Raw genomic sequence first — 13,201 nt, forward strand, 5'->3', positions numbered from 1 at the left:
ATGCAGGGTTATCCAGTACTAAAGCACTACGTTACGCTAGGGGGCGATGCTCCTTGGCAATTGCATTATCGTAGCCAAGGCGCAGATCATTTACCCGTTGTAGTGTTGTTGCATGCATCGCCTATGTCATCTGCCATTATGCTACCGATCATGAGCGCCTTATCTGACTCTTTTAAGGTCATCGCCTTAGACACTCCGGGATATGGGCAGTCTGACCCTTTACCACAGTTTAAAGGGGCTCAGTTGCCAACAGATAGAGACGAAAAGCCTGATTCAAGCCTTACTCCTTACGTCCAGGCTTTGAATGAATTTATCAATGCATTAGGGCTAAAGCAGCCATTGTTATATGGCTCTGCCACCGGCGCTCAGATAGCCATTGAGTACGCCAAGGCGCATCCAAGTTCAATTAAAGGCATGGTCCTTGAAAATGCGGCTTGGTTCAAAGATGATGAGCGAGAAGCTATATTGGCTGAATACTTTCCTGATATTAGCCCACAAAAAGACGGCTCTCATTTGGCATTGGTTTGGAAAATGTCGAGTCAACTGTTTCATTACTTCCCTTGGTTTGATACGTCTGAAAGCGCTCGAGTAGGCAGTGCTGATATGCCAGCTCAAGTCATTCAAGACACGCTTATGGGGTATTTAACAGCCGGTGAAAACTACCATTTAGCCTATCGTGCTGCGTTCATGAATGAGCGACCCGAGCAACTACAACCAGTTACAGTACCCACCCATATATTGCGCTGGCCCACTAGTTTACTTAAACAATATGTAGACAGACTGGACGACGCTAATTTGCCGTCAAATATTCAAATGCGTTTCGCACAAGCAGGGATGGATGGGCGATTCATCGCGCTAAAACAATCCTTGCTTAGTCTTAGCAATACATTGGATGAGGAACATCATGAACAAAACCTTATTTGAAAAAATCTGGCAGCATCATCTTGTTCAAGAGCTTGACGACGGCGCAGCCTTAATCTACATCGACCGAGTGTTTTTGCACGAACGCACAGGCTCTATTGCCCTAAAAAGTTTAGAGGCCGATAACCGAGAGGTGGTTTCACCCGAGCATGTATTTTGCACCATGGATCATATCGTTGATACCCTAGTGGGACGTGACGATAACACTAAAGTGCCCAGCGGTAAGAATTTCATTCTGGCCACGCGTGAAGCGTGCATTGATGCCAATATTAAGCTGTTTGATGTGAACGACCCGCAGCAAGGGATTGTGCATGTGGTATCACCTGAGTTGGGCATAGTGCAACCGGGAGCAACCTTGGTTTGCCCTGACAGCCATACGTGCTCACAAGGAGCATTAGGGGCGTTAGCATGGGGTATTGGCTCAAGCGAGGCTGAACATGCACTGGCGACCAAAACCCTACGCGTCAGTAAACCTAAAACCATGAAGGTCAATTTTAACGGTCAGCTCGGTTTTGGGGTCACGGCCAAAGACATGATTTTGCATTTAATAGGCAAGTACAGCGCCGCAGGTGGTGCAGGTTACGTCATCGAGTTTGGTGGGACGGCTGTGGATGCCCTTGATATTGAGGGCCGTTTAACTTTATGCAATATGGCGGTTGAATTCTCGGCATTTACCGGTTTGGTTGCTCCTGACAACAAAGCAGTAGCCTATCTTGAGGGGCGAGAATACGCACCAAAAGGGGCGTTATGGGAGCAGGCTGTTATCTTTTGGCAGTCTTTATACAGTGATGAACATGCGCAATTTGATAAAACGATCGACGTAGATTGCGCAGATATCAGCCCAACGATTACGTGGGGCAACAGTCCACAGCACGCTTGCGCCGTCGACTCGAGAGTGCCTCATGCACCCATCGATGCCACACAGAATCAACTTAAAGCGTTAAATCGTGCTTATGAATATATGGACTTACCCGCAGGTAGCGCACTTAAAGGGTTACCAATAGGAGCGGCGTTTATTGGTTCATGTACCAACAGTCGAATATCAGATTTACGTTTGGCTGCAAAGGTTCTGAAAGGCCGAAAAGTGGCGGACAACGTTAACGCTATTTGCGTACCAGGCTCAACCACGGTTAAGCGCCAAGCGGAAGCTGAAGGACTAGACAAAATATTTATTGCGGCTGGCTTTGAATGGCGTGAAGCAGGTTGCTCTATGTGCTTCTTTGCTGGTGGTGAAAGCTTCGGCTATCGCCAGCGAGTGGTAACCAGTACCAATCGCAATTTTGAAAGCAGGCAAGGCCCTGAAACACGTTCGCACCTTGCCAGCCCTGCGACGGTTGCTGCCTCTGCTGTTGCTGGTTGTATTGCTGATGTTAGGGAGTATTTATAATGGATAAATTCACAATTCATCAAGGGGTGGCTGCCCCTATGTTGCAAATTAATATCGATACGGACGCCATCATTCCATCACGGGAGATGAAACTCGTGTCTAAACAAGGTTTGGGTGAGGGCCTATTTGCCGGCTGGCGCTATACTTTACCCAATGGCCGTGAGCCAAATGAAGATTTTGTGCTTAACCAAGCAGCATATAAAAATACCAGCATTTTATTAGCGGGTGATAATTTCGGTTGTGGCTCGTCCAGAGAACACGCAGTGTGGGCATTAAAGGAATATGGGATCAAAGCGATTATCGCCCCGGGATTTGGCTCTATTTTCTATCATAACTGCATCAGAAATGGCATTTTACCTGTGGTGCTGGCCAATGATGAAGTATTGGCGCTAGCCAAGCATGTTGAGAAAGCCCCTCAAACAAGCCAGGTTAATATTAATTTACTTGAATGCTATGTTAATGCGATTGACTCAGGGAATCACAATACCGAGGGCAAAGTTAGTGATTCAATGAATGAATCGCTGCGTTTTAGCTTTTCGATTTTACCAGCCCAGCAGGCCATGCTGTTAGAAGGGTTAGATGGTATTGCATTAACCTTGAAATCAAAGTCAAAAATAGAGCGCTTCAAACAGTCGTATCAGCGTCAGTATCCGTGGCTGGCCTGACATAGTATGTCGGTGTAACTTCACTCAGTAGCACACTAACAAACAGAGCTTAATAGCGCTGTTTGTTAGTGATTTAGCGCGCGGTTTGCCTGAGGTTCACCGATAACTGACGATAAACTTTTGCTGGGCTCGAAATACCGACTACATTCACATCAAAGGCAGCTTGAAACACTTAGGAGCAGATCTTAAACGTGTAGATATGTTCTCCACTTTGGAAAAAGTCAGCTATTTGGCAGCCCATGCCGCCAGAGACAGGAAAAGATGCACCGCTACCTTCTCCACCACTATCTGCTCCACCACCTGCACCGCCACTCCCACCTACTGATGAGGTTTTAACCGTTAATAATCCCATATTCACAGCTTCCTCTAATCTTGTTTCAACACATTCGTTATCTATCGGGACAGGACCATTTTCTCCTCTCAATCTTGATAAGGTAAATCCAGCAACCCTAGAATTATCACTTAAATTAAAATCTGTGATTGGAATATTGTTTGCGTCATATCCAAGAACATCGACGGTGAAAAGTAAATAATCCTGCAATGAAGTCGACCTCTCAGACTCATCAAATGTCACTACAAAAGACGGGGGTCTACTATTGGCTTTGTCAATTATAGTTAAGCCAATTCCCATAAAATTTAGGGAGTAGGTATTATTTTTTTTAATCGGGTTAAGATGAGTATTCTTGTTTTTGCTTGACAAATTTGTTGCTATTTCAAGTCTTGCAACGTCTTCTACATTTTGCATTGCAGATGCATCTGTAATAGTACTTAGTGCTGTCTGCGCGGGGCAGTTTGTCATTTTAGCTTGGGCAAAAGTAGAAGAAGTATTATTGACGTTATTTATTGAACCACTGAGGCGAGAAATGTTACTTGAACTAGAGGTAATTGCGGCATTTAAATCTCTGTAAAATTTCGTTAAAACCTCAAACCCTTCTTCTATAGTATCACTGAGCACAATTCTTTCTGCATTAACATTCCACGGTGCATCTGGTTCATGATAAACGTTATACTGATAGGCTTTGCCGCTGTCTCTATCAACGAGAGTGACTATTTTATTTCTTGATGAACAGGATATATCTGGATCAACATCTTGGTCACAGATAAGCCTACTAGCCATAGATGTAGCAAAGGCTTTGGCTTTATTTGGGTCTGAACAATCTGTACATAGCAAAGCAGAATCTGCGAATACTGGTGGTGTTGCAATTAATGTACTTAAAAAAGCGAGTATTCTTTTCATTATTTAATCCATTAACATTAGAAGATAATCCTTCTCAAAAATCTATTGAAGTATAGATAACCTTAAGTTTTGAGGAGGTTTAAAAAATTACCATTTTTATGCTGCTCTGTCTTGCTCGGTTTAGATAACGTGAATTGTAACGAATAGCGAATTTAAGTTAGTAATAACGCGTTTTCAACCGGTGTAATGTCAAGGTTTATAATGAATAAGCAGCACGTGACAAAAAGACTGGTTCTTCATTTATGCATATAAAAAAGCCGCAAATTACGTTATTCAGTAACTGCGGCTTTGGTCTAGGGACTGTGCTTAAATTGCTATCGCTGATGTTGGCGTTAAGCGCTTATAACGCCAAGGGAAAGTAGTTTCTGAATATCCTCATCACTAAAGCCAGCGTCTTTTAGTGTCGCGACTGAATTGCCTTTATCGGTAGGGATGTCGTGGCGCAGCGGCATGCGTTCGTTATTCATCTCTAGAGGCAATCCAGGCAGTTTAGTTTTGACCCCATCTGGCAGAGTAACATCGACCAACCCACCTGCATTTAAATGCGGATCTTCAAATAAATCAGAGGGCTTATTGATAGGGGCGAAAGGTAAACCGGATTTTTCTAATTTAGCCATAAGTTCAGTTTTACTAAGAGTGGCAAACACCGCATTTATAACCGGTAAAATACGCTCTCGTTGGGCGACACGGCCATTGTTCTGAGCGAGGCTTTGATCCTGCGCTAATTCTTTAAGGTCAAACGCTTCACAGAAGATGCGCCATTGGGTATCACTGACCACACCGATAAACACCTGTTCGTTATTAGCACAATGAAAGATATCGTACACTGCCCACGCAGAGCGGCGTACAGACATGGGGGGCGGCGCTTCGCCTGTTACGGCCTGTTGTGCCATGTGTTGCCCGACCATAAATGCAGTGGTTTCATACAATGAGCAAGTCACATTTTTGCCTTCATTGGTATGATGGCGCTCTTCAAGGGCAGCTAAAATACCAATGACACCAAACATGCCACCAGTTATGTCAATTACCGATGAGCCCGCACGCATAGGTTTATCGGGCAAACCTGTCATGTACGCTAAGCCCCCCATCATCTGGGTGACCTCATCTAGCGCGGTGCGATGAGCATAAGGACCACTTAAAAACCCCTTAAGCGAACAGTAAATCAGGCGTGGGTTAATTGTTTTTAGTTGCTCATACCCAAGGCCTAATTTGTCCATTGCGCCCGGACGAAAGTTCTCAAGTAAAATATCAGCTTCTTTAAGTAGAGATAACGCGACGTCTTTTCCTTCAGGGCTTTTGATATCGATACACACACTCTGTTTATTGCGGTTGTACATGGAAAAATAGCCCGCACCTGAGCCTTTTAAGCGCCGTGTGTTGTCTCCCCCTAGTGGCTCAACTTTTATAACCTGAGCACCCAAGTCAGCCAAAATGACCCCAGCGGTCGGGCCCATAACCATGTGTGTGAATTCCACTACTTTAATGCCTGATAGCGGCAATCGTCCTGAATTTGTCATCGTTAGTATTCCCAGATTTATTGATAACTCACGATGTCTTTTTTTAAGAAGGCGAACTTCATTGTAAAAAAGACTACTTTTTGTCTGTATGATATAATATTATAACAATAGGGTTTGAATGTAAAAGCAACAGATTAACTTTTGTCAAATTCGCTGCACCTGCGTGATGTAGCACCATTGCAAAAACACGTCTGTGCAACGTATTTTAATTTTTCTCGTTCTATTTTCTTGTTTGCTTCTTTTCTTGGCGCACCAATAAATAAGAAGGCTAAAAAATGAAAGTAGGATCTCATTATTCAACCTTGCTTGGCGCGTTTAAGCGTTAGTGGTTAAAGGTTCTAAATTGGAAGAAATATGTCAACGTTTGATATCGAAATCAGTGAAGTAGGGCCCAGAGATGGCCTGCAAAGTATTAGCACTATTATGCCAACGGCTGACAAATTAGCTTGGATTGACGCGCTAGCGGCAGCTGGGGTGCCTGAAATTGAAGTGGGCTCGTTTGTACCAGCTAAAGTGCTTCCTCAACTTGCTGATACTGCTGAGGTGGCTAAATATGCGCGGGAAATCGCTGGATTGAATATCGCTGTGTTAGTGCCAAACTTTCGCGGAGCTCAAAACGCTATTGAGGTGCGGCCTACTAAAATGAGTATTCCTCTGTCAGTCAGCGAAACGCACAGCTTACGTAACGTTAAGCGTAATCATCAACAGGTGCTTGAAGAGGTTAAGCGTATCGCTGAATTGGTCAAAAGCTTACCGAAAGAGCAACGTCCGAAATTTGAAGGTGGGTTATCAACGGCATTTGGCTGCACCATAGAAGGCGTGGTGAGTGAGGACAAAGTCGTCGAGTTAGCCGTTGCACTCATGGAGGCTGGCTGCGATGAAGTGGGATTATCAGACACAACAGGTTACGCCAATCCAGCGCAGGTACAGCGTCTTGTAAAGAAAGTATGGGCCGCTATTGGCAAAGAAAACCTAACGGGTATTCATCTTCACAATACCCGCGGACAAGGTTTGGCAAATGCATTAGCGGCAGTTGAAGTCGGTATCACCACAGTCGACTCATCAATGGGCGGCATAGGTGGTTGCCCTGCTGCACCTGGGGCGAGTGGCAATATCGTCACCGAAGATCTCGTTTTCATGCTTGAAGCAATGGGCCTAAAAACGGGAATTGATTTTGACCGCTTATTTGCTGCGCGAAAAATATTAGCTAACGCATTACCGAATGAGCCTCTATACGGTTTTACTCCTGATGCAGGTTTACCAAAAGGCTTTCAACGCGCAGTGTAAAAAGTCAGTTTACTGTATGCGTTAAACAAACACATCCAAATTGGAGAATAACGATATGTCACGTTTATCAGCCTTACCGATTGATGCGCTACCTGACGACCTAAAAGCCATTATGATGGCAGGTGAGGACATTATGGGGTTTACCCCTAACGACGGTTTAATCATGGCGCGCAGCCCTGAAATGCTTAAAGCCTTTTTAGGCTTGGTGCAATCAATTTATCAACCCAGTGCACTTGATAACGATTTGAAAAAGCTTTTGGGGTTAATGACAAGTAGTGCTAGCGGTTGCCAGTACTGTCAGGCTCACACGCAATACGGCGCGTTGAAACATGGCATTACCGAACAAAAAATCGCAGCTATTTGGGAGTATCAAACCAGTGACTTGTTCAGCCCAGCTGAGCGCGAAGCACTGGATGTAGCCCGTAACGCAGCCTTGGTGCCAAATGCAGTCACAGATGCGCAGATTGAACGTCTTAAATCGCATTTTAGTGAAGTGCAGATAGTAGAAATAGTCGGCGTGATTTCATTGTTCGGCTTTTTGAATCGCTGGAATGCTACGTTTAAAACAGATATTGAAGCGGCTCCAGCGATGGCCAGCAAAAAGTTTACCAGCGCTACCTAATTCAGTTAGCGAAGACGAAGGGCAATCGTAAGACAAAGAGAACGACCACTAAACATCCGTTACTAGCAATAAGAATAAGAGAGGAATTAAATGCAGTTAATTAACCTTGATCATTCACCATACGCTACGCGTGTGCGCATATTGATCCGTAAAAAACAGTTGGATATTGCGATAGTGTCGCCCAATTTAGCCCTGAAAACCCCCGAATTTTTAGCAGCTTATCCTCTTGGCAAAATACCCTTGCTAGGGTTAGATAACGGACAATATCTACCAGAATCAATAGCCATAATGGAATATTTGGAGGATGTTTATCCAACACAAACATTTAGACCTAACGAACCTCTGGCAGCTGCTAAATCTCGCGTATTGGCAAGCTTTACGGATACCCATTTAGCACCCGCTTTGTTGCCCTATTTTAAAGCCATGATGCTACCGGAATTTACCTTTGATCAAAGCGTTCAATATGACGTTGTGAGAGTCACATTAGAAAAACTCGATCAGTGGCTTAAGGCAAATGTTGATTTAAAAGACCACGGATTGACCATGGGGGATATTGTACTCGCACCCACCTTCTGGTGGGTTGATGTCACAGTGGGCGCATATGCAAAGAATAATATAACCGACGGATTGGATTACCTAAATCAATGGTGGGATTGGGTGCGCAATGACGCGGACGTTAAACAAGGTATTAGCGAAATGGCCAGCGCTTTTGCGGCGTTTCAACGCCAGCAAGCGTGATACATCACACTAACATTAAATAAACGCGGAAAATTAAACATGAAAGAAAATATTCAGGTTCAACTGGCATCCACACCAGAATCTCAACCTCAACCTCAACACTTTAGTGTGGTAAAAGGTGAAATGCCAAAAGCGCAAGATAAACAAGTTCTATGTGAAACTTTGTATTTGTCGTTAGACCCATACATGCGCAGTCAAATCGCTGGCCGACACATGTCCGGTTCAGTTAACCCTGGAGATGTAATGCGTGGTGAAACGGTCAGTAAAGTCGTTGAGTCTCATCACCCAGACTTTCAAGAAGGGGACTTGGTGCGCTGTTTTGGTGGTTGGCAAAACTATTCTGTGCATGATGGTGATAGCGTTTTCAAAATTAAGCAGGAAATAGATAACCCTTCTTACGCTTTGTCAGCCTTAGGAATGCCAGGCCTGACAGCCTACGCGGGTATGATTTGGCAAGCCCAACCTAAAGCCGGTGACGTGGTGGTGATCCCTGCGGCCATCGGTGGTGTAGGCTCAGTCGCTGGACAGTTAGCAAAAATACATGGCTGCACAGTCATTGGTATCGCCGGCACAGACGAGAAGTGCGACTACGCAGTGAATAACTTAGGTTACGACGCCTGTATCAATCGTAAAAAAGGCGACCTAGGCGAGCAACTGGATAAGCTGTGCCCAGACGGAGTCGATATCTTCTTTGATTTAGTTGGAGGGGATATGCTTAATACTGTGTCTGAACGCTTAGCCATTGGCGCCAGAGTAATCTTATGCGGCCTAATGGCCGACTATAACAAAACCACACGAAGTATGGGCCCACCACCAGCAATGTGGATCAAAGCGAGAGCGATCGTGTACGGATTAGTAGTGTATGATTTTGAGCCACGCCGAGATGAATTTGTTGATGCTTGCCTAAAATACATAAAAGAAGGAAAACTCACAGTGCGTGAAGATATTGCCAATGGCTTAGTTGAAGCGCCAGAAGCATTTTGCCGCCTAATGCGCGGTGAAAATATGGGAAAAGCGGTAGTGAAAGTATAGTTGTTACAGCTTTCAGACAAAATAAAAACGGGAGCTGATTTCAGCTCCCGTTTTTTATGGGTAATAGTACTAATACCAATTCCATTAAATAATTAACCACTCAGCGAAAATTTAAAAGTACTTAATCAAGGCGCTTAAATGATAGCCCTTTATTAAAAACTAACCTGTGCTCTTTCGAGTTTGAGCAACACAGAGTAAGTGCTTTTAAAATTCGCCCGAGGGGAATTCCCCAGCGGGTTTTGCACTACGTTCTCGGTATTTGAAAGGGAACAACCATTACTACACACCGACGCCTTGTTCAAAACCCGCTGGATGAATTCTGAGAGGCATATACGGCAAACTGCGAACCCCTAAAACGCCGATTGTACGTAGAAACGATATATTGGGTATTCATCGTATCGACAGGCAAACCTAAAGCAGCATCAGAACTTTGCGCTCTTCTATTAACCGTATAAACCACAAATTCTTCGCTGGCTACTGCGTGAATGGCATTATCTTGAATAGTGTTAGGTGTCGCGTTTGAAATCGCTGTGATCGGAATGGGGACGACAGTAACGCTACCAGGAACCACATTTTCGACAGTGGTAAAGGTAGGGCTGTTCATTGGGTAGTTGATGGTAACTTGGGTAGCAGTATCTCCGGTTAGGTGAATTTCTACATTACCCGCGTTATCGAAATTTGGCGTAAAGGCCAAAATAAACTCTGTTCCTTTGTTGTCAATTTGTTGAGCATTTGTTTGCAGCGCACTAAAGCCAAGTAACCAAGCACACAGTACGAGAAAGGTCTTTAGTTGAGAGGGATGATTTAGTAGATTTAGGCAACGCGTAATTAATTATCCTTAATTATCTTAACGTAATGAGTGTGAGTATTTAAATTATCAGGGCGGCGACCTAGAACATCTAACTACTGAAACAACATACAACTAAAACATCAAAGATATGGTTTGCCGAACCGTACAGCTCAAGTCCAACAAGGCACAATTCAAGCCAGAAAAAATTTAATAACTAAATCAACGTTTTAGGTGTTGATTTTCCGTGGGGAAAAAATTTTCTTGTAAAGTAAATTGACAATAAAACCTCGTGACCTCTTTGATAATCACTCTGTTGGGGCTGATAATTACCCGTAAACTGCATTGAGCGTTCAATATCTAAACGTGATTTTACGCTATGTCATTCGTCAATTTATGACTAAAAATCATAAGATTGTCGGCTAAATAAAGTCGTCAACGTTTCTTGCTGAACGTCTTTGCTATCAAGGCAGCACACTACGAAGAAAAGCAGAATACTCAATTGTATATTTTTGCGTCGCTCCTGGTTTTTTACAGCAAAAAGTTCTTAAAACGGTTTTAAGTACATTTAATTAGTCTACTTAACAACCACATTTTGAGTGTAATTAATCTACCTTGAATGTGAGGCTAAGTACTCTGAAATCAAATTATCTATATATTTAACAAATAGTTACTTTGATTTTTATTCGTTCGTTATTTGACCATTTTACGACTTGACATTGTTTAATGTTATAATAATATGTCAATAGGCTCATGACAGATTAAAATAATATAAAGGGGACATCTATGAGTAAGTCTGTAAAGAAAAGGTACCTAGCAACTGTGATAGCAGCTGTGTGTGCAACATCTATTTTTCCTGTGTTGGCGCAAGAAGCCACAGGTAGTGAAAGTACAGTTTCAAAGGGTAAAGAGTTAGAAAAAATCGTTGTTACGGCTCAAAGACGTGCCCAGTCAATTCAAGAAGTCCCCGTTGCGGTCACCTCTATTGGTGCTGCCGATTTAGAGCTAAAACAAGTGACAAATGTGTTGGACTTACAATACGAGATCCCTAATATCAGCCTCGCTACCAATACTGGTACTGCTAGCGGAGCGCGTATTTTCCTGCGTGGGGTAGGAGAGGACGAATCCCGTGTTTCTGCTGACCCCGCCGTGGGGGTTTATGTAGACGGCGTATATGTTGGTCGTCAAGTTGGTGCCTTATTTGATCTAGTTGATTTAGAGCGAGTAGAAGTATTGCGCGGCCCGCAAGGGACTTTATACGGGCGAAACTCTAACGGCGGTGCAATTAAGCTCATTAGTAAGTCACCAGAACTAAATGAAAATTATGGCTTAGTGAAGGCAACGGTTGGTAGCGATGGTCGTTTAGATGGTCGTTTCACGGGTAACCTTGGTTTATCGGATAGCAGTGCTATTCGTGCGACTGTATTGAGTAAATCTCGCGACGGTTTTCATACTGTTAATCCAAATGGTGACTTTGCTGACCAAGCGGGTACCGAAGCTGGGGAGAAAGACACCAAAGCATTCCGTATTGCCCTGTACAACGAGTTCAATGAAGCTTGGAATATGAATCTTGCATTTGATTACACCAAAGATGATTCTGATCCTGTCCCAGATAGCGTTGCGATCGCAAATGACGCAGACAATAATCTGTTTACAATTGAGCCTGTACCGGGTGTGACGTGCTCTGCTGCCACACCAGCTGCGTTCTTGAGTTTAGGGTGTTTCAACGACTATCGCAGCGAGGTGGAAACCAGTGGGCTATCTTTAAACATACAGGGTCAAGTCGGCGAGTATGACATTAGCTTTTTAACGGGTTATCGCCAGATGGAAGATGATCTGTCTAGTCGTATCGGTTTTCCATATAGCCAGCAAACCGATCAAGATCAGTTCAGCCAAGAAGTGACCTTAAGCTCAAACTATGAAGGGGCTTTTAATTTTGTGACTGGCATTTATTACTTCAGTGAAGATGTGCAGATGGACTCGATATTCGTGTTCCCTTCTGAGCTTGGCATTGAAACCGAGGCCTACGCCGCATTTTTTCAAAGTACTTATGAGTTTAATGACACCTTAACGTTGACAACTGGTATTCGCTATACAGATGAAACCAAAGAGATCGACGCCCTTATGCCCATCAGTGGTGGTAATCGCAATGAAGAGCTCGATTTTAGCAACACGACATATAATATCGCGTTGAATAATCAGTTTACCAAAGATGTTATGGGGTATGTTTCATACTCTACAGGCTTTAAGAGTGGCGGCTGGTCACCTGATTGTTTCGGTGTAGAAACAGCGTGTTTTCTACCTGTTGACGAAGAAGAGTTAGATGCATTTGAAATCGGCGTGCGCAGCGATTTGCTGGATAACCGCTTACGTTTAAATGCCACTTATTTCTACAACAACTATGACAATTTGCAAATAGCTTCAACTGTACCTGGACTTGGCTTTACTCGTTTTAACGTAGATGAAACGAAAATCAGTGGTATCGAACTTGAAGCGCTTTTTGAAGTATCGGACAGCCTGACGCTGAATGTAACATTTGGCACCATCGACGGGGAATATAAAGAGCTAACACTTGCTCAAGCGGGTGGATTAACCAACAATGGTTCAAGCCCAGATTGTAACGGTGAAGTTAGCATTGAGTGCGCCAAAGCATTAGAGCTTAAAAATGCCCCTGACTATAAAGGCACTATCGGCTTGACCCACAGAATGCCTATCGCAGAAGGTCTGCTAACAAGCCGTATCGATTTCTCGTTTGAGGACGATTCTTATAGTTTAGTGGCAAATGCACCTGCCCATTCATTAACCAGTGTCGGTACCATCATTAATGCACGCATTGCGTATGAGCCTGACAGTGAAAAATGGGCCGTGGCGTTATGGGGTAAAAACCTGAGCGATGAAGTATATGCGCGAGCAGCTGCTGCAGGAGATTTTACTCAATATGCAGCAGACCCACTGACTTGGGGTGTGGATGTGGAATATCGATTTTAAAAGCAAATAAGCCCTTATAA

Annotated in this window: 11 protein-coding genes; 8 read left to right on the forward strand and 3 right to left on the reverse strand. The window is 43.8% G+C overall.

Features of this window, described 5'->3' with window-relative positions:
* Genes FX988_RS20475 through leuD form a run of 3 tightly spaced genes read left to right on the forward strand, consistent with a single transcriptional unit; the run spans position 1 to position 2,973 of the window.
* Complete coding sequence (locus FX988_RS20475) at positions 1–924, forward strand: alpha/beta fold hydrolase (RefSeq protein WP_160181911.1); 924 nt, start codon at positions 1–3, stop codon at positions 922–924.
* Entirely contained in the window at positions 905–2,308 is a 1,404-nt protein-coding gene (gene leuC, locus FX988_RS20480) for a 3-isopropylmalate dehydratase large subunit (protein ID WP_160181912.1), read from the forward strand. The genes FX988_RS20475 and leuC overlap by 20 nt, the downstream gene beginning before the upstream one ends.
* On the forward strand, positions 2,308–2,973 hold the full coding sequence (gene leuD, locus FX988_RS20485; RefSeq protein ID WP_160181913.1) for a 3-isopropylmalate dehydratase small subunit: 666 nt from the start codon (positions 2,308–2,310) through the stop codon (positions 2,971–2,973). The genes leuC and leuD overlap by 1 nt, the downstream gene beginning before the upstream one ends.
* A gap of 172 nt (positions 2,974–3,145) precedes the next feature.
* On the opposite strand, the gene FX988_RS20490 is transcribed toward leuD, so the two are convergent.
* Both FX988_RS20490 and FX988_RS20495 read right to left on the reverse strand, forming a co-directional pair.
* Positions 3,146–4,210 carry a hypothetical protein gene (locus FX988_RS20490; RefSeq protein WP_160181914.1) on the reverse strand — a complete coding sequence of 355 codons (1,065 nt, stop codon included), beginning with the start codon at positions 4,208–4,210 and terminating at the stop codon, positions 3,146–3,148.
* A 332-nt stretch (positions 4,211–4,542) separates the two neighbouring features.
* Positions 4,543–5,727, reverse strand: coding sequence for a CaiB/BaiF CoA transferase family protein (locus FX988_RS20495; RefSeq protein WP_160181915.1), 1,185 nt, complete (start codon positions 5,725–5,727; stop codon positions 4,543–4,545).
* Positions 5,728–6,081: 354 nt separating this feature from the next.
* Here FX988_RS20495 and FX988_RS20500 point away from each other — a divergent pair, with 354 nt between their 5' ends.
* The 4 genes from FX988_RS20500 (at position 6,082) to FX988_RS20515 (ending at position 9,406) form a co-directional block, all read left to right on the forward strand.
* Positions 6,082–7,014 carry a hydroxymethylglutaryl-CoA lyase gene (locus FX988_RS20500; protein WP_160181916.1) on the forward strand — a complete coding sequence of 311 codons (933 nt, stop codon included), beginning with the start codon at positions 6,082–6,084 and terminating at the stop codon, positions 7,012–7,014.
* 55 nt (positions 7,015–7,069) lie between these two features.
* The gene (locus tag FX988_RS20505; RefSeq protein ID WP_160181917.1) at positions 7,070–7,636 is read left to right on the forward strand and encodes a carboxymuconolactone decarboxylase family protein; all 567 of its coding nucleotides are present in this window, start codon (positions 7,070–7,072) and stop codon (positions 7,634–7,636) included.
* Positions 7,637–7,726: 90 nt separating this feature from the next.
* On the forward strand, positions 7,727–8,374 hold the full coding sequence (locus FX988_RS20510) for a glutathione S-transferase family protein (RefSeq protein ID WP_160181918.1): 648 nt from the start codon (positions 7,727–7,729) through the stop codon (positions 8,372–8,374).
* A gap of 39 nt (positions 8,375–8,413) precedes the next feature.
* Positions 8,414–9,406 carry an NADP-dependent oxidoreductase gene (locus tag FX988_RS20515; RefSeq protein WP_160181919.1) on the forward strand — a complete coding sequence of 331 codons (993 nt, stop codon included), beginning with the start codon at positions 8,414–8,416 and terminating at the stop codon, positions 9,404–9,406.
* 298 nt (positions 9,407–9,704) lie between these two features.
* On the opposite strand, the gene FX988_RS20520 is transcribed toward FX988_RS20515, so the two are convergent.
* The gene (locus FX988_RS20520; RefSeq protein ID WP_254700674.1) at positions 9,705–10,100 is read right to left on the reverse strand and encodes a hypothetical protein; all 396 of its coding nucleotides are present in this window, start codon (positions 10,098–10,100) and stop codon (positions 9,705–9,707) included.
* A gap of 879 nt (positions 10,101–10,979) precedes the next feature.
* Between FX988_RS20520 and FX988_RS20525 the strand changes: the two genes are divergently transcribed.
* The gene (locus FX988_RS20525) at positions 10,980–13,181 is read left to right on the forward strand and encodes a TonB-dependent receptor (protein WP_160181920.1); all 2,202 of its coding nucleotides are present in this window, start codon (positions 10,980–10,982) and stop codon (positions 13,179–13,181) included.
* Positions 13,182–13,201: the final 20 nt, after the last annotated feature.

It is taken from the genome of Paraglaciecola mesophila (genome assembly GCF_009906955.1).
GTDB classification, from domain to species: domain Bacteria; phylum Pseudomonadota; class Gammaproteobacteria; order Enterobacterales; family Alteromonadaceae; genus Paraglaciecola; species Paraglaciecola mesophila_A.